General features: G+C 57.8%; 21 protein-coding genes, 1 tRNA gene and 3 pseudogenes. 15 read left to right on the forward strand and 10 right to left on the reverse strand.

All coding sequences use genetic code 11. The annotated features are described in order from the left end of the window. Positions 1–2: 2 nt before the first annotated feature. Complete coding sequence (hrpB, locus tag D6Z24_RS12385) at positions 3–2,489, forward strand: ATP-dependent helicase HrpB (RefSeq protein WP_129126901.1); 2,487 nt, start codon at positions 3–5, stop codon at positions 2,487–2,489. 125 nt (positions 2,490–2,614) lie between these two features. Here the strand turns inward: hrpB and D6Z24_RS12390 are convergent, their stop codons facing one another. Beyond that, complete coding sequence (locus tag D6Z24_RS12390) at positions 2,615–3,340, reverse strand: M23 family metallopeptidase (RefSeq protein WP_129126902.1); 726 nt, start codon at positions 3,338–3,340, stop codon at positions 2,615–2,617. Positions 3,341–3,649: 309 nt separating this feature from the next. Between D6Z24_RS12390 and D6Z24_RS12395 the strand changes: the two genes are divergently transcribed. From D6Z24_RS12395 to gluQRS, 6 genes are all read left to right on the forward strand, one after another. Beyond that, the gene (locus tag D6Z24_RS12395) at positions 3,650–5,731 is read left to right on the forward strand and encodes a glutamine synthetase III family protein (RefSeq protein ID WP_281275031.1); all 2,082 of its coding nucleotides are present in this window, start codon (positions 3,650–3,652) and stop codon (positions 5,729–5,731) included. A 374-nt stretch (positions 5,732–6,105) separates the two neighbouring features. Continuing rightward, entirely contained in the window at positions 6,106–6,444 is a 339-nt protein-coding gene (locus D6Z24_RS12400; protein WP_129126904.1) for a P-II family nitrogen regulator, read from the forward strand. A gap of 38 nt (positions 6,445–6,482) precedes the next feature. Next, complete coding sequence (gene glnA / locus D6Z24_RS12405; RefSeq protein WP_129126905.1) at positions 6,483–7,895, forward strand: type I glutamate--ammonia ligase; 1,413 nt, start codon at positions 6,483–6,485, stop codon at positions 7,893–7,895. A 163-nt stretch (positions 7,896–8,058) separates the two neighbouring features. Then, complete coding sequence (locus tag D6Z24_RS12410; RefSeq protein WP_129126906.1) at positions 8,059–8,406, forward strand: hypothetical protein; 348 nt, start codon at positions 8,059–8,061, stop codon at positions 8,404–8,406. Positions 8,407–8,473: 67 nt separating this feature from the next. Further along, a complete protein-coding gene (ppnP, locus tag D6Z24_RS12415) occupies positions 8,474–8,785 on the forward strand; it encodes a pyrimidine/purine nucleoside phosphorylase (protein WP_129126907.1) in 312 nt (103 codons plus the stop codon). Positions 8,786–8,839: 54 nt separating this feature from the next. Continuing rightward, on the forward strand, positions 8,840–9,769 hold the full coding sequence (gene gluQRS / locus D6Z24_RS12420; protein WP_246014665.1) for a tRNA glutamyl-Q(34) synthetase GluQRS: 930 nt from the start codon (positions 8,840–8,842) through the stop codon (positions 9,767–9,769). A 139-nt stretch (positions 9,770–9,908) separates the two neighbouring features. Here the strand turns inward: gluQRS and D6Z24_RS12425 are convergent, their stop codons facing one another. Genes D6Z24_RS12425 through D6Z24_RS12435 form a run of 3 tightly spaced genes read right to left on the reverse strand, consistent with a single transcriptional unit; the run spans position 9,909 to position 11,179 of the window. Further along, positions 9,909–10,118: a hypothetical protein gene (locus tag D6Z24_RS12425; protein ID WP_129126909.1), complete on the reverse strand. Its 210-nt coding sequence runs from the start codon at positions 10,116–10,118 to the stop codon at positions 9,909–9,911. Further along, complete coding sequence (locus D6Z24_RS12430) at positions 10,115–10,549, reverse strand: acyl-CoA thioesterase (RefSeq protein WP_129126910.1); 435 nt, start codon at positions 10,547–10,549, stop codon at positions 10,115–10,117. The genes D6Z24_RS12425 and D6Z24_RS12430 overlap by 4 nt, the downstream gene beginning before the upstream one ends. Before the next feature lie 12 nt (positions 10,550–10,561). Continuing rightward, the gene (locus D6Z24_RS12435) at positions 10,562–11,179 is read right to left on the reverse strand and encodes a hypothetical protein (RefSeq protein WP_129126911.1); all 618 of its coding nucleotides are present in this window, start codon (positions 11,177–11,179) and stop codon (positions 10,562–10,564) included. Between the two features lie 132 nt (positions 11,180–11,311). Between D6Z24_RS12435 and D6Z24_RS12440 the strand changes: the two genes are divergently transcribed. After that, positions 11,312–11,386 (forward strand) — tRNA-Gly (locus D6Z24_RS12440). Positions 11,387–11,469: 83 nt separating this feature from the next. Here D6Z24_RS12440 and D6Z24_RS12445 read toward each other — a convergent pair. Next, positions 11,470–12,714, reverse strand: coding sequence for a site-specific integrase (locus D6Z24_RS12445; RefSeq protein ID WP_129126912.1), 1,245 nt, complete (start codon positions 12,712–12,714; stop codon positions 11,470–11,472). A 199-nt stretch (positions 12,715–12,913) separates the two neighbouring features. Between D6Z24_RS12445 and D6Z24_RS22085 the strand changes: the two are divergent. Further along, positions 12,914–12,982: pseudogene (locus D6Z24_RS22085) on the forward strand (hypothetical protein); the annotation flags it as partial. On the opposite strand, the pseudogene D6Z24_RS22090 reads toward D6Z24_RS22085, so the two are convergent. From D6Z24_RS22090 to D6Z24_RS12470, 5 genes and pseudogenes are all read right to left on the reverse strand, one after another. Then, positions 12,961–13,086: pseudogene (locus D6Z24_RS22090) on the reverse strand (helix-turn-helix domain-containing protein); the annotation flags it as partial. The pseudogenes D6Z24_RS22085 and D6Z24_RS22090 overlap by 22 nt on opposite strands. Before the next feature lies 1 nt (position 13,087). Beyond that, a complete protein-coding gene (locus tag D6Z24_RS12455) occupies positions 13,088–13,657 on the reverse strand; it encodes a hypothetical protein (RefSeq protein WP_129126914.1) in 570 nt (189 codons plus the stop codon). 2 nt (positions 13,658–13,659) lie between these two features. After that, complete coding sequence (locus tag D6Z24_RS12460; RefSeq protein WP_129126915.1) at positions 13,660–14,745, reverse strand: hypothetical protein; 1,086 nt, start codon at positions 14,743–14,745, stop codon at positions 13,660–13,662. Then, positions 14,723–14,956, reverse strand: a complete 234-nt coding sequence (locus D6Z24_RS12465; RefSeq protein ID WP_129126916.1) for a hypothetical protein — start codon at positions 14,954–14,956, stop codon at positions 14,723–14,725. The genes D6Z24_RS12460 and D6Z24_RS12465 overlap by 23 nt, the downstream gene beginning before the upstream one ends. A gap of 2,421 nt (positions 14,957–17,377) precedes the next feature. Then, complete coding sequence (locus tag D6Z24_RS12470) at positions 17,378–17,713, reverse strand: helix-turn-helix domain-containing protein (RefSeq protein WP_129126917.1); 336 nt, start codon at positions 17,711–17,713, stop codon at positions 17,378–17,380. Positions 17,714–17,905: 192 nt separating this feature from the next. Here D6Z24_RS12470 and D6Z24_RS12475 point away from each other — a divergent pair, with 192 nt between their 5' ends. The 6 genes and pseudogenes from D6Z24_RS12475 to D6Z24_RS12500 all read left to right on the forward strand — a co-directional run bounded on the left by D6Z24_RS12475 (position 17,906) and on the right by D6Z24_RS12500 (position 21,793). Next, positions 17,906–18,232 (forward strand): hypothetical protein, encoded by a 327-nt coding sequence (locus tag D6Z24_RS12475; RefSeq protein WP_129126918.1) that lies wholly within the window; start codon positions 17,906–17,908, stop codon positions 18,230–18,232. Positions 18,233–18,286: 54 nt separating this feature from the next. Beyond that, positions 18,287–19,225: a hypothetical protein gene (locus D6Z24_RS12480; RefSeq protein WP_129126919.1), complete on the forward strand. Its 939-nt coding sequence runs from the start codon at positions 18,287–18,289 to the stop codon at positions 19,223–19,225. A gap of 626 nt (positions 19,226–19,851) precedes the next feature. Then, positions 19,852–20,505: pseudogene (locus D6Z24_RS12485) on the forward strand (IS3 family transposase); the annotation flags it as partial. Positions 20,506–20,663: 158 nt separating this feature from the next. Next, a complete protein-coding gene (locus D6Z24_RS21950; protein ID WP_281275030.1) occupies positions 20,664–20,795 on the forward strand; it encodes a hypothetical protein in 132 nt (43 codons plus the stop codon). Positions 20,796–21,281: 486 nt separating this feature from the next. Then, entirely contained in the window at positions 21,282–21,545 is a 264-nt protein-coding gene (locus D6Z24_RS12495) for a hypothetical protein (protein WP_129126920.1), read from the forward strand. A 26-nt stretch (positions 21,546–21,571) separates the two neighbouring features. After that, complete coding sequence (locus tag D6Z24_RS12500) at positions 21,572–21,793, forward strand: hypothetical protein (protein WP_129126921.1); 222 nt, start codon at positions 21,572–21,574, stop codon at positions 21,791–21,793. Positions 21,794–21,895 lie beyond the last annotated feature (102 nt).

A 21,895-nucleotide genomic window follows, 5' to 3' on the forward strand; every position in this document is an offset into this window, starting at 1 on the left:
CGATGCCCAACCGGAAAGCCACCACCATCGACGGGGTCCTCCCCGAGCTGATCGCGGCCCTCACGCAAAGAAACGTCGCCGTGCTGCAGGCGCCCCCCGGCGCCGGCAAGACCACCCGCGTCCCTCTTGCCCTCCTCGATGCCCCTTTCCTGGGCGACGGGAAAATCATCATGCTCGAGCCGCGCCGCCTTGCCGCGGTCAATGCCGCGCGTTACATGGCGCAGTGCCTCGGCGAGGAGGTGGGGCAGCGGGTAGGCTACGCCATCCGGTTCGAACGCAAGGTCTCCCGCGCGACCCGCATCGAGGTGGTCACCGAGGGGATCCTCGCGCGCCGTCTGCAGAGCGACCCGCTCCTCGAAGGGGTGTCGGCGGTGATCTTCGACGAGTTCCACGAGCGGAGCCTCACCTGCGACCTCTCCCTTGCCCTGTGCCGCGACGTGCAGCTCGGGCTGCGCGAGGACCTGCGCCTGCTGGTCATGTCGGCGACGCTCGACGCGGAGCCGGTAGCGAAACTCCTTGGCGGCGCGCCCCTTGTCACCAGCGAAGGGCGCCAGTTCCCGGTCGACGTCCGTTATCTCACGAGCGAGCCTGCGACGAGGCTCGCCGAGACCGCCTGCGCCGGGGTGATGAAGGCACTTGCCGAGACCGAAGGGGACATCCTCGTCTTCCTGCCGGGCGCGGGCGACATCAGGCGCTGCGAGAACATCCTGCAGGGGCAGGTCGGCTCCCGGGTGATGATCGCGGTCCTTTACGGGGACCTTCCCTTTGCGGCGCAGGAGCGGGCCATCCTCCCGGGCGAGCGCCGCAAGGTGGTGCTCGCCACCAACATCGCCGAAACGAGCCTCACCATCGAGGGGGTGCGGGTGGTGGTGGATACCGGGTATTCCCGCCAGCTCCGTTACGACCCCTCAACCGGCCTGAACCGCCTCGACACCATGCGCATTTCGGCCGCCTCCGCCCAGCAGCGCGCCGGCCGCGCCGGTCGTGTCGCCCCCGGCGTCTGCTACCGCCTCTGGACCGAGCACACCCAGAGCGCGCTGCTTCCCTTCACTCCCCCCGAGATCAAGGTTTCCGACCTCGCTCCGCTCGCGCTGGACCTCGCGCAGTGGGGGGTGGCCGATCCCGCTTCGCTGAGCTTTCTCGATGCGCCTCCGGCCGCCCATCTCGCCGAAGGGCGGGCGCTGCTGCGCGCCTTGGGCGCGCTCGACGCGCGCGGCACCCTCACCGATCTGGGCGCGCGGATGGCGGCGCTCCCCATGCACCCGCGCCTTGCCGCCATGCTGGTGGGCTCGCTTGCCGCGGGACATGCGCCGCTCGCCTGCAAGCTTGCCGCCATCCTCTCGGAGCGTGATCTCATGCCGCGCGGCAGCGGCAGCATCTCCGAGAGCGACCTGCTGGATCGCCTGGACGCGCTCAGCGAACGCCGCGACCCGCAGGGGGCGCGCACCGTCGAACGACTCGCCGCCTATTTCCGCGGCGCCCTCGGGGTGCCGGACGCTCCGACGCATGCCGATGCCGCTGCCGTGGGGCGGCTGCTCCTGATGGCCTATCCGGACCGCGTTGCGCGTGAGAGGAGTCCCGGCTCCGGGCGCTACCTGATGGCCAACGGCACCGGGGCCAAACTCTCCCCGCGCAGCAACCTGAGGGCGCAGCCGTTCATCGTGGCCGTCGAGGTCGAAGGGGGGGCGGGCGAGGCGGACATCCACATGGCGAGCGCGGTTTCCCTGGATGCGGTCCGCTCAGGATGCGCAGGCGCCATCACGCGCGAGCGCAGGGTGTTCTGGGACGAGCGCGAGGGGAGGGTGGTGGCCCGTGACGAGGAGCGGCTCGGCGCGGTGGTGCTTTCCGAGCGGGCCGCGGTCCCCGAGAAGGAAGAGGTGGGGGGGGCGCTTTTGCAGGGGATACTGTCGGGGGTGGGGATCGGCGGGCTCAACTGGAGCGAGCAGGCCGCGCAGTACCGGAACCGGGTGCGCTTCCTGGCACGGGCGCTCCCCGATGAGGAGCTCCCCGATCTATCCGACCGGGCGCTCACCGAGAGCGTCGGACCGTGGCTTCTCCCTTATCTGCAGGGGGTGCGGAGCCTGGCCCAGTTGGCCAAGGTGGATCTGCTGCAGCCTTTGAAGGCCCTTCTCGACTATCGGCAGCAGCAGTTGGTGGAGCGGGAGGCACCCACGCACCTGCAGGTCCCCAGCGGGTCCCGCGTTTCGCTTGAGTATCCGGCGGAAGGGGAGCCGTTTCTGGCGGTGAAGCTTCAGGAGATGTTCGGCTTGGCCGAGACGCCAAGGCTCGCGCGGGGGAGGGTGCCGGTGCTGATCCACCTGTTGTCGCCTGCACGGCGTCCCATCCAGGTGACTGCCGACCTGAAGAGCTTCTGGAACGGTGCCTACCGCGAGGTGTGCAAGGAATTGAAAGGGCGCTACCCCAAGCATCCCTGGCCTGACGACCCGTGGAACGCGCAGGCGACCAGGCATGTGAAGAAGAGGATGTAATTACTGAGATGCTCCCCGTTGGATCCCCTCTCCCCCCGGGAGAGGGTGCCCGAAGGGCGGGTGAGGGCGTTGCCACGAAGTGAGTATATAGGGGAGAGGGGACGAAGAGGACGCTGAATTGCGCCTCAATTGATGTTGGTGAAGACCAGCGACCCGTCCTTGTGTACGTAGCTCCTGATGCTGTCGGCAACTTCCGGGATCCCTGCGCCTGTCTCCAGGTAGTTCCGCGTCACGTTCACGCCGCCCTTCCAGAGTTCGAAGTGCACATGCGGTCCGGTCGATCTCCCGGTCGAGCCTGACAGCGCCACGGTCTGCCCCGCCGCCACCTGATCCCCGACCTTCACCTCCAACTGTGCGTTGTGCCCGTACATCGAGACCATGCCGTCGGCATGCCGGATGGTCACCAGATTGCCGTACCCCCCATGCATGCCGCTTTCGACGACCGTTCCCGCCGCAATCGCCTTTACCTTCGTGCCGGTCGGCACAGCTATGTCCACACCGTTGTGATGCCGCAACCCTCCGTCGATCGGGTCATGGCGCATGCCGTAGCCGGAAGTGATCACCCCCTGGACCGGGAGGGGTCCTTCCGTACCGGAAGGCTCGGAGGGAGTCTTGGCGGTGGTCCTGGCCGGGAGGTTCGTCTGTCTCGGCTTCCGCGCTTCACGGATGATGCGGACCGCGCTTTTATTTGAAGGGGTGTTGGTGAAGACCTCGACGCCGTTTTCGTCGGTGTACCGGTAGAAGTCAGCGTAGGCACTCTGCTTCGATATTAGGCAGAATAAGGCAGGCAGCAGTGCAAGCGCCAGCCGTGAAGTTCGGTTCCACCGTCGTGTGATTGCCTGTTTCTTCACTCTTGATCCTTGGTCCGAACTTCGTGGAGCGTCGCATCCTGCTTTGAGGCAGTCGTACTATATTAGTATTGTCGGCACTTTGCAAGTGGCAGCTACTTATATTCACGGACCATGCGGCGGATGTGCCAGTGACGGTGTCGGGGAGTGTGTGTGCATTAATCATATGAGTGCCGGATTGGGCATTTCTCTTGCTTAATATCGGTGACTCCGGCGTGATCGGCTGTAAATGCCTGGAACTCTGAATTCTTCGATAAGCATTCTGCTTATTTTTTAGACACCGCTGCACAAAAAGGAGGCTGTACCGTGGAGATGTTTGGGCAAAATGTGTTTAACCAGTCCGTAATGAGAGATAGGCTGCCGAAAAGTGTTTTCAAGAACCTCAAGAAAACCATAGACGAAGGTCTGCCGCTGGATCCCTCCATCGCAGATGTTGTCGCTTCGGCAATGAAAGAGTGGGCAGTTGAAAGAGGCGCAACACATTTTACCCATTGGTTCCAGCCGATGACCGGCATCACCGCGGAGAAGCATGACTCTTTCATTTCGCCGGCGGATGGCGGCGCTTTGCTTGAGTTCTCCGGCAAGGAACTGGTCAAGGGCGAACCGGATGCCTCCTCTTTCCCGAGCGGCGGCCTTAGGGCGACCTTCGAAGCGAGGGGTTATACCGCCTGGGACTGCACCTCGCCTGCCTTCCTAAGGGAAGAGGCCGACGTCGTCACCCTCTGCATCCCCACCGCCTTCTGCTCCTACACCGGTGAGGCCTTGGACAAGAAGGTTCCTCTGCTTCGTTCCATGGAAGCGCTTTCCACGCAGGCCGTGCGTGTCCTCAAGCTGTTCGGAAACACCAGCGTCACCAGGGTTACCTCGACCGTCGGAGCAGAGCAGGAATACTTCCTGGTTGACAAGTCCTTCTACCTGCAAAGACCCGACCTGATGATGGCCGGGAGAACCCTCTTCGGCGCCATGTCCTCTAAAGGGCAGGAGATGGAAGACCACTACTTCGGCAGCATCAAGGAAAGAGTGCTGGCGTACATGAAGGAAGTGAATGAAGAACTGTGGAAGCTCGGTGTTTCCGCCAAAACCCAGCACAACGAGGTGGCGCCGGGACAGTTCGAAATCGCCCCGATTTTCGAGAACACCAACATTGCCACCGACCACAACCAGATGGTCATGGAGGTTCTCAAACGTGTTGCCCTCAGGCATGACATGGTCTGTCTGCTGCACGAAAAACCGTTTGCCGGCGTGAACGGTTCCGGCAAGCACAACAACTGGTCCATGAGCTCCAACGACGGACAGAACCTGCTCGAGCCGGGCCGCACCCCCCATGAAAATGCCCAGTTCCTTACCTTCCTCATGGCAACCATCAAGGCTGTGGACACCTACGCCGGGCTCCTGCGCTGCTCCTGCGCCAACGCCGGCAACGAGTATCGCCTGGGCGCCAACGAAGCACCTCCGGCGATCATTTCGGTCTTCCTCGGCGAGCAGCTTGCCGACATCATCGACCAGATCGTAGCCGGCAAAGCGAAATCCTCCGAGATGAGCGGTCACATGGACATCGGCGTCAGCACCCTTCCTTCGCTCCCCAAGGACGCCACCGACAGGAACAGGACCTCGCCGTTCGCCTTCACCGGCAACAAGTTCGAATTCAGGATGCTCGGTTCCTCCTTCTCCATCTCGGGCCCGAACATCATCATCAACACCATCATCGCCCAGGCCCTGAAGGAATTCGCCGACGTGCTGGAGAAATCCACCAACTTCGACGCCGACCTCGACAAACTGCTGCAGGATACCGCCAAGAAACATCAGCGCGTGATCTTCAACGGCAACAACTACTCTGACGAGTGGGTCCAGGAAGCAGCCAAGCGCGGCCTGCCGAACATCCCGAGCACTCCCGACGCACTCAAGGAGCTGATCTCCAAGGAAGCGCAGGAGGTGTTCGCCGCTCATAACGTCTTCAGCGACAAGGAGCTGCATGCCCGTTACGAGATCATGGTCGAGCAGTACGTGAAGACCCTGAACATCGAAGCGCTGACCATGATCGACATGGCCAACCACAGCATCATCCCCACCGCCATCGAGTATGCGACCACGGTGGCAGCGTCCGTCAGTGCGGTTACCGCGGTCTCCAGCAAACTGGACGTCTCCACCCAGAAGGAACTGCTGGAAGAGCTCAGCGACAAGCTTGCCGCGATGAGCGCCAACACCAAGGCTCTTGAGAAGGCGCTTGAAGAGGCGAACGGCATCGCCGATGCCGATAAGCAGGCCGCCGCATTCAGGGCGAACGTCTTCACCAAGATGCTCGAGCTGCGCGCCACCGGTGATGCGCTGGAGAAAATCATCGCTGCCAAGTACTGGCCGCTGCCGACCTACAGGGAAATGCTTTTCGTTCTGTAATCCCTGAATCTTTACATGCCTGACAATAGGAGCCTCTTGACGGGGCTCCTATTTTAGCTTTGCCACAGTCGGTCCCGGTCGGTAGGACCTGTTAATAAATAACTGGTTAATCAGGCCCGGGGTTTCACCGGCTATATTGGAGGCAACAGCCTGCCTGGATTTTGGGCAACGGCCCCTGCTCTCTCAAATGTCGGAAACGAACTGCCCCGGCTAAGTTATCTAAATCAGTAGGGGATACTAGCCCCCTTGGCCATTGGCCGAAGTCTTGCAGCATGGTCACCAAGCATCAGCCGGCGGTTTATTAAACCTTGCAATTCAATGGCAAGGTATCTATAATTCGCGGCGCACTGAACAACAAGCGGAGGATAACTGCCTTGAAAAAAGTCGAAGCAATCATAAAACCTTTTAAGCTTGATGAAGTGAAAGAAGCACTCAATGAGATCGGCATCCAGGGTATCACCATCGGTGAGGTCAAGGGTTTCGGTCGTCAGAAAGGGCACACCGAGCTTTACCGCGGCGCCGAGTACGTGGTTGATTTCATCCCCAAGATCAAGATGGAAATCATCGTGTCTGACGAAGTGGTAAGCAAGGTCGTAGACGCCATCGAGCAGGCAGCGAAAACAGGTCGTATCGGCGACGGCAAGATCTTTGTCACCCCCGTAGAAGAAGTAGTCCGGATCAGGACCGGTGAGAGGGGCGAGGACGCTCTCTAATCGGCTGATTCTTTACTTAATTTGAAAGGAGACAGTAGATGACACCAAAACAAGTAGTGGAGTTTGCCAAAGAAAACGGCGTGCTGATGGTCGATTTCAAATTCATGGACTTCGTCGGCATCTGGCAGCACTTCACCGTGCCGATGAGCGAGTTCGGCGAGGACACCTTCGAGGAAGGTCAGGGCTTCGACGGTTCTTCCATCCGTGGCTGGCAGCCGATTCACGCTTCCGATATGATCATCCTCCCGGATCCGACCACCGCAAAAATGGACCCGTTCACCGCTGTGCCGACCCTCTCCCTGATCTGTGACATCTTCGATCCGATCACCAAAGAGAGCTACACCCGCGACCCGCGCAACATCGCGAAGAAGGCAGAGAGCTACCTGAAGTCCACCGGCCTCGCCGACACCGCTTACTTCGGACCGGAAGCCGAATTCTTCATCTTCGACGACGTCCGTTACGACTCCACCTCCAACTCCTCCTTCTACGCCGTCGACTCCGTCGAAGGCGCATGGAACACCGGTCGTGAAGAGTTCCCGAACCTCGGCTACAAGCCGCGCCACAAGGAAGGCTACTTCCCGGTAGCTCCGACCGACTCCCAGAACGACCTCCGTAACGAGATGGTGATGGAGCTCCAGAAAGTCGGCATCCGCGTCGAGTGCCAGCACCACGAGGTCGCCACCGGCGGCCAGGCCGAGATCGACATGCGCTTCTCCTCGCTGGTCGACATGGCCGACCAGCTCCAGTGGTTCAAGTACGTCATCAAGAACGTCGCGAACCGCAACGGCAAGACCGTTACCTTCATGCCGAAGCCGCTTTACGGCGACAACGGTTCCGGTATGCACTGCCACATGTCGCTGTGGAAAGACGGCACCAACCTCTTCGCCGGCGACAAATACGGCGGGCTTTCCCAGATGGCTCTGTACTACATCGGCGGCATCATCAAGCACGCCCGTGCCCTCTGCGCCTTCACCAACCCGACCACCAACTCCTACAAGCGTCTGGTGCCGGGCTTCGAAGCTCCGGTGAACATGGCTTACTCCAGCCGTAACCGTTCCGCTTCGCTGCGCATCCCGATGTTCTCCTCCAACCCGAAAGCGAAGAGGATCGAGTACCGTACTCCGGACCCGTCCTGCAACGGCTACCTCGCCTTCGCCGCCATGCTGATGGCGGGCCTCGACGGCGTAGAGAACAAGATCGATCCGGGCCAGCCGCTGGACAAGGACATCTACGGTCTTTCCCCGGAAGAGCTCTCCACCATCCCGTCCGCTCCGGGCAGCCTGGAGGAGGCGCTCAACGCCCTCAAAGAAGACCACGAGTTCCTGTTCAGGGGCGACGTTTTCACCCCGGACGTCATCGAGAAGTGGATCGAGTACAAAACCGAAGCCGAAGTCAACCCGGTCCGTATGCGTCCGGTACCGCTCGAGTTCGCTCTGTACTTCGACATCTAGGCAGATCTGCTCATACGGGCAGCAAAAAAGGCGGGGGAAACCCCGCCTTTTTCGCGTCATGGGAGGAGGTCTTTCTCCTTGATGCGGTTGGGAAAAACTGCTAACTTCACCCACTGCCGATTTGCCGCTGAAGCGGCAGAGCGCCGCGGCGCGAGGGGGAAGTTTGCAGCAGCAAGAGAAGGTGAAAAAGCTGGTCGAGTGGTTCGTGCGGGGGGCGCTGCGGCATGCCGAGGCCATGGAGGCCATGGACGACGAGGCGGCTGCCGCCGAAGTCGCGGACCTGAACCGCTACTATGCGGCACTGAAGCGCGAGGGAGGAGTGGACGAGCTCCTGCTTCGACTCGGCCATCCCGAACCGGCCGTCGCGGGGATGGTGGCCGTCTATGCCATGCGCGAGGCACCAGGGCGCTGCGTGGTGACCCTTACCGCCATCGCCGCGCTGCCCGGGTTGATCGGTTTCAGGGCTCAGGCAGCTCTTGAGCGCTGGGAAAACGGCGACTGGGAGAAATAGCTCCGGCTGGTCCCGATGGACCGCCGTCACCAAATGTAATCAACACATAACTAAACTGGAGGTTTTCGTGTCCGAATTCAACAACGTAACCGTCGTCAAAGAGGCCAACGTCTATTTCAACGGGGCGGTCACCAGCCGTACCGTTTTCTTCCCCGACGGGTCCCGCAAGACCCTGGGCATCATGATGCCGGGCGAGTACAGCTTCAACACCGGCTCCGCCGAGGTGATGGAGATCATGGCCGGCGAGCTCACCGTGCTGCTCCCGGGCTCCCCTGACTGGGTCGCCATCAAGGGCGGCGAGGCATTCGAGGTCCCCGAGAACGCAAGCTTCGAGCTCAAGGTAACCGCCGTCACCGACTACTGCTGCTCCTACCTCTAACACATGACGCCCCTTGCCGGAGCATTTCCTCCGGCAAGGGGCACGAGCGTGACCTTGATTTCCCAACCATCCGAGACAAAACGCATCGTCGGCCGTTTCGCCCCTTCCCCTACCGGACCCTTGCACGTCGGTTCCCTGGTGGCGGCCTTGGGTAGTTACCTGATCGCTAAACGCGCCGGAGGCCTCTGGCTTTTGCGCATGGAGGATCTGGATCTGCCGCGCGTGGTCCCTGGTATCTCAGACGACATGATGGCGACCTTGGAGAAGCTGGGCTTTCAGTGGGACGGCGAGGTGCTCTATCAGAGCCGGCGCACCGAGCAGTACCGCGCCGCAGCGAATGAGCTGCAGAAAAAGGGACTCGCCTACGCCTGCGGCTGCACCAGAAAAGAGATCGCCGAAATCGCCTCCGCACCGCATGAAGGGGAACTGGTCTATCCTGGGGTGTGCAGGGAAGGGCTGCCGCCTGAAAAGGTGGAGAGGGCGCTGCGGGTGAAGGTCTACGATGAGGTGATCTCTTTCGAAGACGGCATCATGGGGCGCTACAGCCAGCATCTCACCGCGTCCTGCGGTGATTTCGTCATCCATCGTGCCGACGGTCCCTACGCCTACCATCTGGCCGTGGTAGTCGACGATGCCGCCTCCGGGGTGAATCAGGTAGTGCGCGGCTCCGATCTGCTCGCCTCCACGCCGCGCCAGATCTATCTGCAGCGCATTTTCGGCTTCCCGACCCCGGATTACTACCATCTTCCCCTGGTAACCGGTCCCGACGGCGCGAAGCTCAGCAAGCGCGACAACGCCGTTTCCCTAGCTGCCGGTCGCGATCTCGACCGCGATGGCGGAAAACTCCTTCACTCCGCGCTGCGCTTCCTGGGGCAGGCCCCCCCGACCGACCTTCAGGAAGCCCAACCCGCCGAAGTCCTAGCCTGGGGCGTAGCCCATCTCGACTTGTCCGCCATCCCCCGCACTCCCGCCCCATTCATTTAGCTGCTTCGGTGCCTTCCGGCGAAGTAAGGCGTGCTCCCTTGAAATATAAGAGGATGCCCCAAGGTTCCCCCCTTTGCGAAGGGGGAGCCTGCCCCCCGTAGCCTTGGCGAAGGGGGGGCAGGGGGGATTTGCCTTTTACCTACCCCTGATCCAGAAACGGCGAAGCCGGCACTGACTCCCTCTTCTCCGGAGCAACCCGCTCCCGCCTCTGCAGACCGTCCCGGATCTGGTCCAGCACCTCCCCGCTCAATCCCGGCTCCTTCATCATGTGCCGCACCATCGCCTCGTTCAGCGTCTCGCATCCGGAAAGGAAGAGAAAACCTAGCAGCAGGAAACTTGAAGGCCTCACGCTTCCTTTCTCCTTTTCTCCGCCGCACGCCACTTCTCGATTTCCGCCTCGGTGACCGGCTGCCATTGAGGCACGGGGGAGGGGTGCCAGTTCTCGTCCACCGCCACCATGGTGAAGATGCCGCTCGCCGCGAGACGCCTTTCGCCGTCGGTGACGTTCTCCGCCTCGACCTCCACCTCGACCTCCATCGAGGACCTCCCGACGTGAACGATGGTGGCCCGCGAGTAGATCACCTCGCCAACGTTTATGGGGGTGTGGAAGGAGATGCGCTGTGCGCAAGCAGTCACGACGCGTTTGCGCGCATACCGCCAGCAGACCACCCCCGCGGTCTTGTCCATGATGCTCATGATGACCCCGCCGAAGATGTTGCCGTAGGAGTTGGTGTCCTTCGGGAGGAGGGTCTCGATCAGTTCCGCCTTCCTGTTATCCATGAAAGCTCCTTTTCATTGCGTCCCGATACCGGCCGCGATGAGTCTTTTAAGTTGTGCCGCATTGGCCCGCTCCATCGCTTTCCCCGTGATGCTGCTTATGGTGCGGTTGCGTCTCTCCTCGGTCGGATAGACGGAGCATTCGATCTCGACGCCGTCTTCCTCGAGGTAGATGTGGGTGTAGTCCCTGATCATGCCCCCCTTTCTGATGGGGACCGTCTCGGTCTGGAAGGCCATCCCCTGCTCCGCGAGCATCTTTTCCACCTCCTCGACCGAGTCGGCGAAAAGATGGATGTCGATGTCGCTGCGCTCGGTGACCGCACCGGAGAGGACCGAGCCGACCAGGTAAGGCGAAAAGGGGGCGAAGAACTCCAGGTAGGAGAGGGCGGTGAGCCTCAGGCGCAAAAGCCGTTCCGGAAGCACCTTTTCCTCCCTGGCAGCGATCAAACGGGCGAGCTCGTCGTGGATCTCCGCGTTGGTGGGGAGGTGGGAGCCGAGCGACAGTGCCTTTTCCGGCCCGAACCGTTTCGCGGCCTTGCGTTTCGCGTCGCGGTACTCGCGGACGCCGTCCTCGTACATGAGCCGCGCCGCCTCGCGGGCGATCAAGCCGCGTATCTTGTCGTCCTTTCTCATGATGAGAGTATAGCGGATGACGCGCGATATGATACGACATTTGCGGAGGAGGGGGTATCGGATTTTTTCCTGTCATTAAAAAAAGGGGTTGACTGGGGTCGCTCGGTTTGCTATAAACAGGATCTCTCCTGAGCGGGAATAACTCAGTGGTAGAGTGCAACCTTGCCAAGGTTGAAGTCGCGGGTTCGAACCCCGTTTCCCGCTCCATTTATCTATAAGGAATCCTTACGGATTCTTCTCTTTGAGCCCCGGCTTTCGCATGAACTTTCGCATGCAGCCGGGGCTTTCGCTTATCTGCCCTTTTTGAAGTCCCTTCCGAAGTAGGAAAGAATCCTCAGCCGGTCCTGTTCCAGCCCCTCAACGTAGCGCCCGTAGACCTCGTAGATCATCTGCTTGCTCGCGTGCCCCATCAGGTTCACCAGCCGGTTCTGGTCGGTCCTGATCGCCAAAGCCCACGCCGCGAAGGTATGCCGGGTGGTGTAGGGCTTGCGGTACTTGACTCCCGCCTGCTTCAGCGCCTTGACCCATACCCGCCGCTGAAACCTCTCGGCGGTGAAGGTCATCCCGTTTTGCATCGTGAAGAGGTATTCCCCGGAGGCCTTGGATGCAGCATCTTCCAGAATCTCCGCTATTGCTTTCGTTAGCGGAATCCGGCGCTCCCGGTACATCGTCTTCAGCTCGTCGGACTCTTCACCCCGCACGATGGATTGCTCCACGTATAGGTAGCCTTCCCGGATATGGGATTTTTTGAGGGCGGCGATTTCGGAGGCAATCATGCCGGTGAGGACCATCAGCTTCGCCACCGGGCGGTAGTGAGGCTCCATCGCCTCTATGATCGCCGACCACTCGGCGAAGCGGAACACCTCCACGACTTTCTTCTTTTTCTTCGGGAGGTGCCTCTTCAACAACCTGCACGGGTCAGGGAGATTCCAGCGGTGCTCCTCCATCGCGTCATGCCAGATGGTTTTGAAGACCTGCAGGACGTTGAGCATCCTGTTTCGGGAGAGAGGCTGTCCGTCTTTCGCGCCTCCCCTGTGCTTCAGGGAGGCGAGGAACTTCTGCATCTCAACGCCGGTGATGTGGAAAAAGCTCTTGGTCCCGAAGTAGGGCACCAGCCAGTAGTCTATGACGCTGCGGTAGTCCTCCCGCTTGGTGTGAGAGGGGAAATTCTGCCATACCGCATCGTACCAGCGCTGCACGTAGGAGCCGAACGTTACGCCTCGGGCATCGGGCGCGTACTCTCCCCCCTCCAGGCGGGTGTGAAACTCCTTCTCCTCGTCGGAGGCTCCGGGGAACACCTTGGCGAACTCAAGCGTCCCCATCTTTTTCTGCTCAAGGAGGATTTCAAGAAGCTTTTCAGCCTTCCTCCGATTGGCAGGCGTGTCATCGAGCCCCGTGCTCTTCTCCACGCGGACACTGTGGTAGAAGAAGTCCAGGTACAACTTCCTCGACCCGTTTTTTCGGGCGATACGCCCCTCGTACTTCTTCGGCTTTTCAAAAACCTCTACTGCAAGTGCACAATTGCTACCTGCCATTTAATGCTCCTTTCCTCTATCCACCTCCTTCCCTGTGGTTTCCGTCCGGGGCGGCATTATATCACATAACTTGCTGATACCGAAGAGGTTTTACATGACATCAATGAAGCTGTTGTCCAAGGCGATACGATTTCGTCCTCCCTTGCCCCTGCGACAGAGTGTCGGTCGCTTCTGTTCGCCGTAAGCGCACAGAGAGAGGGTAAGGAGGTGCGCGATTAGCTCTTCATTCCAGAGAATTCGCACGACTCTTCCAATCCGCACAACGTGGGTTCCCGCAGCTAAACGTCCTTCGGCCACCCACATGTAGGCGGTGGAGCGGGATATCTGCATCCGTTGTGCGAACTGCTCTATGGTCAACAGTTCCTGTCCCATATCAGTCGCGGTTTGATCCTTTCTTTTTGGGAACTTTCGCTATCCACTCGTCAATCCGTTTCCGGTCCACAATGAAGCCCTCTTTTGTCACCTCTGAGAATCCCAATTTCTGCCGGGTGGCGGGGTCAAAAAGCATGCCGGTACAGGTGTGTCTGAATATGCGCTTGTCACCGTTTCCCTGGCCGCTAGAGAGCATCGAAAGCCTGAAAAGAGTCTGTACGAATGCACCCTCGCGAATTCCGAGATACCGGACTATTGCGCGCATCATCGGCGTGGTGATGCACAGCGCATCACGTTTGACCTGTTTAAACCCCGCCTGGTGCCATCCCTCCTCGTTCTTAGCCCAGACCGGCAGCGTGAGTTCCGTTTCGCCCATGTCGAGCACCTGCGGAATTTTGTCTTTAACTCCTTGGACCGCCATTTTCACTTTCACCAGGGCGTGGGCGAAGCGGGCAACGACAAAAAAATCGTCAGGTCCGATGTCCCTGCGATGCAACGTCGTGTCGCGGTGGTCGATTCTCCTGTGCGCCTTGGCACCGTTCAGCAACTCATCGACGAATCCGTAGCTCATAGCTAGACCTCTTCCCTGTAGGGGGACAAAAAGTTCAGAAAAACACGTAGCTCGATTGTGCGGAGGTCATAGAAGACGTTGTGCTTGGCTCTTACAAGACCTGTCTTCCGTTTTCTCAGCCACTCGTTGACCAGGATGTTAGGAACATGCCTGATATCCAATTGTTTTGCCTCGTTTTCCGCCATCGTCATCATTAGCGGCTGCATTGCGCGCCACAGCCACTTTCGTAGCTTCATGATTTCTTCGCGTGAGTCCTTGGCCCATTTCGCACGCACGGCGAAGCTTTTTATCTCTGCGCGAATCAGCTTTATCTTGTAATCGACAGCCACATCCAACCGGATCACTCTGCGAATTTCCGCTTTGAAGGAGGCAAGGGCGGCTGATGACAGGGTAATGGTTACCTTGATCTTTGAGGGAGAGGCATCGTACCGGACGTTGTAGTCGAAGATAGTGACGGGGGACCGGTTGAGGTCAATGCCCTTGTTACTGGAATGCTTGTGCAGACTGTAGAGGCAGTTACCGATGCGGAGGGAGTGCCGGTCCCTCTCAGTCTCGATCATGATCGGGTCGAATAAAGTCCTGGCAAGCCGCCCCGAGGCGGTCTCCCGCCAATAGTAAGCACGGAACAAAGCAACAAGGACCTTAGTAAAGGTCCGGTCGTGGATGCCGAAAGCCTCCAGCCGCTTTTCCAGAAGAGCCGGGTTGTGTGTGCGGGGGACCTCCTTGCAACTGATGAAACGCCGCCTGGCGTTCCCTCCGACGTAGATGCGCAGCCATGACAGGACGTGTCCCCGATGCTGGTCCGGGTGCATTGAGCCGGGAACGCGGGCAAGCAACGGGAGCATTACCAGAAGCGCCTGGAGCAGCAACCTCATATCCCGCTGGACCTTCATGCCGTCATCACGGTGGAAGTATTTCTGTACCGCAACTTCAGCGAGGAGACGCACGGATGGACGTTGCATTGCATGATACAATTCGCGCCCTTGGTAATGTCCAATTCGTACAAGCTTGGCGGCGAGGCGACGATACTGGTAATAAGCCGACGCTTCCGTCAGGGGCACGCTCTTAGCTGGTATGAGTTTCGCCATTATTTCCCCTCGTGGCACGGATTCCATCCAGTTGTCTACGCGCTTCTTCGTTTTCTTTCAGAAACCATGCACGGAATGCTTCTTGGAAATCCAAGCGGAGCCCGAGTTTTTTGGCGACTGCACGGTTTTTCTGCATCATCTCGTCAAGTTCCTCGGTAAGGTAAAACTGGATGCGGGGCCTTTTGCGGCTCCCAGGCTTGATAATGCGCATGCAGATGCCTCCTTTGTGCCTTTGGGATAACCGGGCTCTTCGGAAATGGAAAAGCCCGAGATACAGACTATCTCGGGCCACGTTATGAGCGCTGTTGCTATTGGACACTGCGAAGAGGTGTCTTGTAGGGGGGATGGAAAGGAATTCCAGCAGATTATCCCGGACAGACGACGGCCTCTTACATTCGGAAAAATACTGCTTCCCGAATGACGCAGTGCCCCCCTATGGTTTCTATAGGTGGGCGCTCATAAAGTGGCAATCATAGGCAGTTCGGCCAATAGCCGACGCCAGGCCGCCCGTCCGGCGGAGAAAGTGTTACGGTCTGCGTTCTAGCACAAGTTCAAGTCTGATGCAATCGAAAAAATAACATAACCTGCCGAATTAACAGCATTTTATACCTTTAGGTGTAAATCTGGCACCATTTCTGACAGCCGTTTTCGCTCTTGAACCGCCGCCAATTCTACAGTTCATCGGGTGGCGAAGGACGTACTGTGGGCGGCAAAATCACACCTCAAAAATAGTGACTATTTTGACCGTGGGGCGGTGGGAGCGCTCGGGCGGTGTTGGGGGCAGTGTTGTCGCTCTCAGGAGCCTTTCGCTGCAGTGGCATAATGCCGCTCATGGTTGTCGGCAAGGGGGTTGTGAAGGGGCTGGCAAAGTTGTTGGCCAGGGTGGTAAGAGTGGCATTACAAGCTGCATTCACGCCGCCGCGTGCGGCGGTCAAGGTGACAGCCTTGTGAAAAAGGTTTTCTGATGGATTTTCGAGTACTTGCTTGAACAATATTGGGGTGGGGTTTAGTCGGCGACTTCCTTGTGGAAGTCGCCGCAAATATTGGTTACGATTCCCAACGTAGTTGCAACGTATTTGGCCCTAGCGCCCCCAGTTTACCTTTGACCCTGGTGTCATCATGCGACGTATTTGGCCCTAGAGCCGCTGGTCTCGAATTGAAGCCTGGCTTCGCCAAAGACTTGTACGCAGATGGATGTCGGGGCGACAATTCCCTTATTCCGGCCGTCGTGGCCGTTCACATATTGTCGCCTGTCCCCCATGCCGGACAAGCGCAGGCAGTACGCCGCAGAAGCGAGTCATGACCCCTTGCCAGAGGGGTCAAGGAATGCCGCCAGCATTCCTTGCAGGAAGCTCGTGGAGCGGTGAGGTGCGGAGAGCCCATTGCGATTGAAAGACGCACGATGGGTTTGGGGACCAGGACATGTAAGCAATGCACCCTAGGGTGCGGCGTCAAGTGTTTTGAGTCCACAGGATATTTTGTAAAAAGGAGTGGTGCGCCTGGATAGTCAGTTTGGCAACCTACCACGGGTAGGAGAGGGGCTATGTCTGTAGAGACAGAATACCTTTGACGGACGCGTCGGCTCCAGCGGGATAATCCAATCCTGGCAGATTGGGATAAGCCGCTGGGGTTAGAGCAGATGCGTTAAAGCGGGGAGACCCGCGACCGTCAGGCAGATATGGTGAGGCAACGAACCTTCGTCATAAAACCTTGCGTCGGGTAGAAAGTACCGGGAGCCATGACACCCCGTACCGGGAAATCCGCAAGAGTGGTAAGCATTGCGACCACTGCCTTACGCAGGGCACAGAAGGCACCTAAGTCATGCTCGATTAAAGCCAAAGTGGGGTAAAAGCCCACGGCAGCGGTCTGCGGAAATTGCAAGAGCTGCACTGATGAATCAGGGATGCAACCTGTCGGGTTTCTCGGCAGGGCACGGAGGCGTCGTAGTAACCTCCTGAGAGGGCAACGTCCATTCGACCTTCCGTTAATAGCGGAAGGCACCTGCGGTTGGCAGCCAAGGGGTAAGCGAAGTCTGGGCGCGGAGTGAATAAAAGCTCCGGGGCGAAGGACGTAAGCACCTGTAAGTAGTAGCTGTCTGGCTATGCGAAGTGTGTGTGACTGTTTGTAAAAGCTGGGTCTTTGTGCTGTAGTGCCGGAATCATGCGAGCGGTGCCTGTCAATGTTGAAGGTGCAAATGCCTCGATGTTCCAGAAATTGCTATAACAGGCGGCGGGTGAGGACTGACTATCTGAACCCGCCGCCGACCAAGGTGGTGTAGGAGAAAGACTGCGTGGGCGAGAGAAGCAGGCCGTTATGAAAGGCCATGCTGGTGGGAGGGCCAGGCCGGTGTGAAAAGCCAGGGTGCTGTGACGGCCAGGGTGTTGTGACGGCCAGGGTGTTGTGACGGCCAGGGTGTTGTGACGGCCAGGGTGTTGTGACGGCCAGGGTGTTGTGACGGCCAGGGTGTTGTGACGGCCAGGGTGTTGTGACGGCCAGGGTGTTGTGACGGCCAGGGTGTTGTGACGGCCAGGGTGTTGTGACGGCCAGGGTGTTGTGACGGCCAGGGTGTTGTGAAAATGAAAATCGCTTGTGGCCGCTGTAAGAGCCTGAGTCGTGGACCTTGATTCTGGGGCTACCCGTTCGCGATGGCTTCTGCTACTGCAACAAGAGATTGTCTATGGTGGTCCGATGGGATTTTCCGGAAAGCTTCGACAAGCCTTTCCTCGTCATGGGTTAACCTGTCCGGAGATCGCTCTCTTGCCGGAAATAGATCAGCTACTGAAATGTCGAGCGCACCGCATATCTGCTGGAGTTTGTCGGTATTTAGCTTTGTTGACCCGTTTTCGTACTTCTGAATCTGCTGAAAAGTGACTCCAACCACCTCAGCAAGCCTCTCTTGGGTAAGTCCGGCCCTCAGCCGGTAAAACTTGACCTTCTTCCCTATTTCCCTGCTCGATTGCACGTTCATAAGTGACTCCCCGGCGCGCAGAATACAGCCGAGGGGCAACCACTGCCACCGATAGAAATTAGAATATACTGGTAAATACAACCTATATTTGGTATAATGTTGGCTCTTCAACCTGCATTAGGCCATGGGTAGCGGCTGTGGTCGAATGAATAGCAGAAATCGGGTCAGATAAATTCTCTGCAGGAGGTGTAAATGGCCCGAAGAGCTGTGACTGAGCTGTATGAGCTGGATTGTGGCCGCGACATTCTTGGGATGTCCGTGGCGGTGGAAGAGGAGTTGTACCGACTGGTGCAATCCTTCGGCAGACCATGGGAGAGGGGATGGTGGACCGAGTTGTTGCGTCGTATTCATGAGACGCACACTGAAACGGGAGGAGACCTGGAGGTTCTGGTCCCATTCCCTTTGGTCCGGGACTTGTTGGTGCATTGTCGTGTCGAGCACGACAGCGATGGATGGTACCTGCACTGCGAGATTGCCAGGGACCGTATCATGGACGGATTCCTGGGGGCTGAGAAATGAAGGTGCTGACAGTTGGACATGATATGCCATTCTAACGAAATAGGAGGTAGTGCAATGCTTTTGAGGACGCTGGTTTTGTTGGGAACTTTCTCTGTGACGTTAACGGCAGTCGCAGATGCAGCCGGGGAAAAGAGTCTCAGAGAGACCCTGGCCGCATCAAGTAATGTTAGGCAGGTGTACGCCGCCGACGACCGCAGCACCCTCGTAATTCCAAACCACACCAACGTGCAGGGAGAGATAACGCCGGAGTTTGTGAAAGAACTGCAAGCACTCTGCCCGACCCCCTTGCAAGTAAATAAACACAGTAAAGTGCAGGACCCTATCACCGGGAAGATGGTTGAGCGAATGGGAATAGTGCCGTTCGACGGAAAGGAGATCACGGAGGGACTGTCCTGCAAAGGCGAGTTCAGCGTCCCGCTCGTCTTCGGTGAGACCCGCAGCAGTCAGACGATGTCAGCATTCTTTGTGAAGTCCTTCATCATTCAGCATGAAAGGCCACAGCCGCCTGTGTATAAGACGGTAGCACTCCCTGAGCCGAGCAAGATAATTGTGCCCGAAGAGGGACCGGTCACCTTTCTAAAGGATACCCCCATTGAAAGCTCAATCGGCAGGGGAATTGTGGCTGCGGTGGACGGTTTGGCAAGTCTCTTCGGGAGCAAGGAGGTGTACTTTGATGACATAGACCTTTTTCAGTACCTAGCAGCCTTGGCGAAGAAGACGGGGGCAGCACAACGGTTTGTAATCAATCAGCCAATATACACTCAACAGCTTGGATGGCAGGATCATTTTGAGGAAGTAGATACACCCAAGGCCATGGCCTACGTCTTCGCCAATCAAGATCGGAAAAAATGGTTTGTCTCCCTGAACGGACCGGTCAAGATGGTTGCTACCATGAAGCACGAGGGTAAAGGCAAACCCAAGAGCTACATTGCCTTGGACAGAGGGCTGGAGGATATTGATTTCGTACCTCTTGGTGGGAGGCCCAAGGACTGACGGAGCAGGTAACCGCTGCTTCTTGTGGTGACGTCGAGTGAAGTTTTGACAATTTAAAGAAGGGGTACAAGGATGCGACAGTAAGGCTGTTTTCTTTTTATGTGTTTCCTTGGCTGCGATAACAGGCTGTGGCGGTGGAGGAGGGACAACATCTGCTGCTACTGAAGGAGTTGAGGCTGCTAATATTGCGGTGGATGCTGGGGGATGGTCTGGAACCACGACCTTGGCCACCCCGGCAGGGGCAAGCCAACTTGCACTTTACGTTGATAGTGGTCCGTCCGTCAGCGATGGTGTTACCCGGCTTGGTTCCTTCAAGTTCGTTAGAGGTCGGCTGGACGGGAAAGAGGGCATCCGATGCCAGGATGCAGAGGAGCGGAGGTTAACCAGTTGCGATTACCGATCTAGCCGCCTTCAGGGGCGGCCCCAGGTTTAAACGACCGCTTTGAGCGGATCACACAGTCAGCCCCCGGCTTTGCCGTGTGCTGACTGTGAATCGGCTTCGAATTTTGACCCAGTATCGGCGTCCAAGGGTGACTCATCCATCACTAAATATTGAGCCCTTACAGATTGAGGGGTGGGTTTCATGATGCCGATGGTGGGTCAAAATTGGAAGCCGATCGACACTCGACCTAAAGGATCAAGGGCAGTCTTACGATCGGAAAACCGTTGCCGAAAGCATGAAACGCCAAGGTCTCCGCGCCAAGGCTGCGAAAAAGTTTAAAGCAACCACGAACTCAAACCACAACCTGCCGGTGGCTCCCAATCTTCTCCAGCAGGATTTCGAGGCCGTTGCCCCCAACCAGAAATGGGTTGGAGACATCACGTATCTTTGGACCGATGAGGGCTGGCTCTACCTGGCCGTGGTCATCGACCTCTTTTCGCGCATGGTCATCGGCTGGGCGATGTCAGATCGCATGGGCACTGAACTGGCCTGTGAGGCGCTGCAAATGGCGCTGTGGCGCCGACATATGCCGAAGAAGGTAATCGTTCACTCTGACCGCGGCAGCCAGTACTGCTCTGTAAAATACCAGGCTCTTTTGATCCGGCATGACCTGATCGGCAGCATGAGCGGCAAGGGCAACTGCTATGACAATGCCTGTGCTGAAAGCTTCTTCCACACGATGAAGATTGAGGTCATCCACGGCGAGCGCATCGCCACTCGGGAGGAGATGCGCAGTGTCCTTTTTGAATATATTGAGGTCGACTACAACCGTAACCGCCGTCATAGCGCCAACGGCAACATCAGCCCAGCAGCGTTTGAGGCCAGACAAGCCGCTTAAGTTCGTGTCCGTTATTGCTGGGCAAGATCACAGTCTGCCGTCAAGCAACAGTGAAACCTACAGTGGCACTGACACTCCCTCTCGACAACAGAGCCGCGATAGGTTAAGCTGCACCCCCGACTGACTTTTTTGCCATGCCATGACCGTTGGGGGGAATCATGCCCGAAGCTACTACCCCGTCCGCCGTCACCGACTTCCTCCTTCGCTGGGAGGCGTCAGGTGCCGCCGAGCGGGCAAACTACCAGCTCTTCCTCTCTGAGCTCTGTGACGTCTTAGGTTCAGGTAGTTAGAGCGAACCTTTCGAAACTGTCCCCGGTTCTGTCCCCAAACGGAATCGGGGATTTGCTTTTCTGGGGTATCACGAAGTCGCGCCCCAGGTAGTCGAAGATTCTCTCCCCGTCCTCTTCCAGTCCTTCCACGTAATTCCCGTACACCTCATAGTGAGGTAGCCTGTGAATGACCATGTGAGGAGCCGTGTGCGTAAATAGCGCAAGCACGGTTCTGAGAGGGGCCGGGGACAACTGCAGATAGTAGTAAGGTCACGGCACGAAACTGTCGGGGAAACCAGGCTGTAACGGAGGTGCCGCAGAGCCCTCTCGCAGGCGGCCTCCAGACGATCCCGGCCGAAGCGCTTTTCACGGATGGCGGTTGCCGATAAAGGTCGAATTTTTTCACCGGCCTGCTAGGAAACCAGTGGCGATTCAGGGGGGAATGAGTGAAAAAAGTGGTACAATTAGCGATGTACAGGTGAGACAATAAATAAAACGGGGGACGATATGGCCGGTAGCAAATCAATCATTACTAGCATCTTGGCAACTAAGCTACCCCCTCCCGAGTGTACAAAGTTCCTAGAATGGTCCAATGGCGTAAGTAATGAAGAATTTGATGATGGATTAAGCATGTTCTTCAAAATTGAAGATGTACAGGATGCAATTGGTGACTATGCTATTGAACAAATTCAAGAAATTGAGAGTCATTGCAATATTAAGATTTCAGCTGTGATAAGTGTTGACGGCAGCACTTATAAATACCGCCAGTAATCTAAGTATAATTAGAAGGGGGGGCCGTGAGACAGCAATTCGTTGAAGGAGAGGGGTCTGATACCGACTATTCGGAAAACCATGGACGTGATACTGATGAGCATGAGGGTGGTTATGGTCGAGTCCCTGAAATAGTGAGGCATGATGCTCCATGGGCAACAATAGCTATTAGAGTTGATGGTGGATATATGGCCTTCGAGTCGAAAGAAGATTGTGAAACATGGAAAAAACATCGTGACCGTATGTAACAGTTTGTGCTTGATGAAAAAGATAACTATATCTTAAAAACCATTCCGGTTTTCAATGTTCCTCCAGTGGAGAATGTCAAAATGGAATGAATTCCTTAGCCT

The organism is Geomonas oryzae (genome assembly GCF_004117875.1).
Classification (GTDB): domain Bacteria; phylum Desulfobacterota; class Desulfuromonadia; order Geobacterales; family Geobacteraceae; genus Geomonas; species Geomonas oryzae.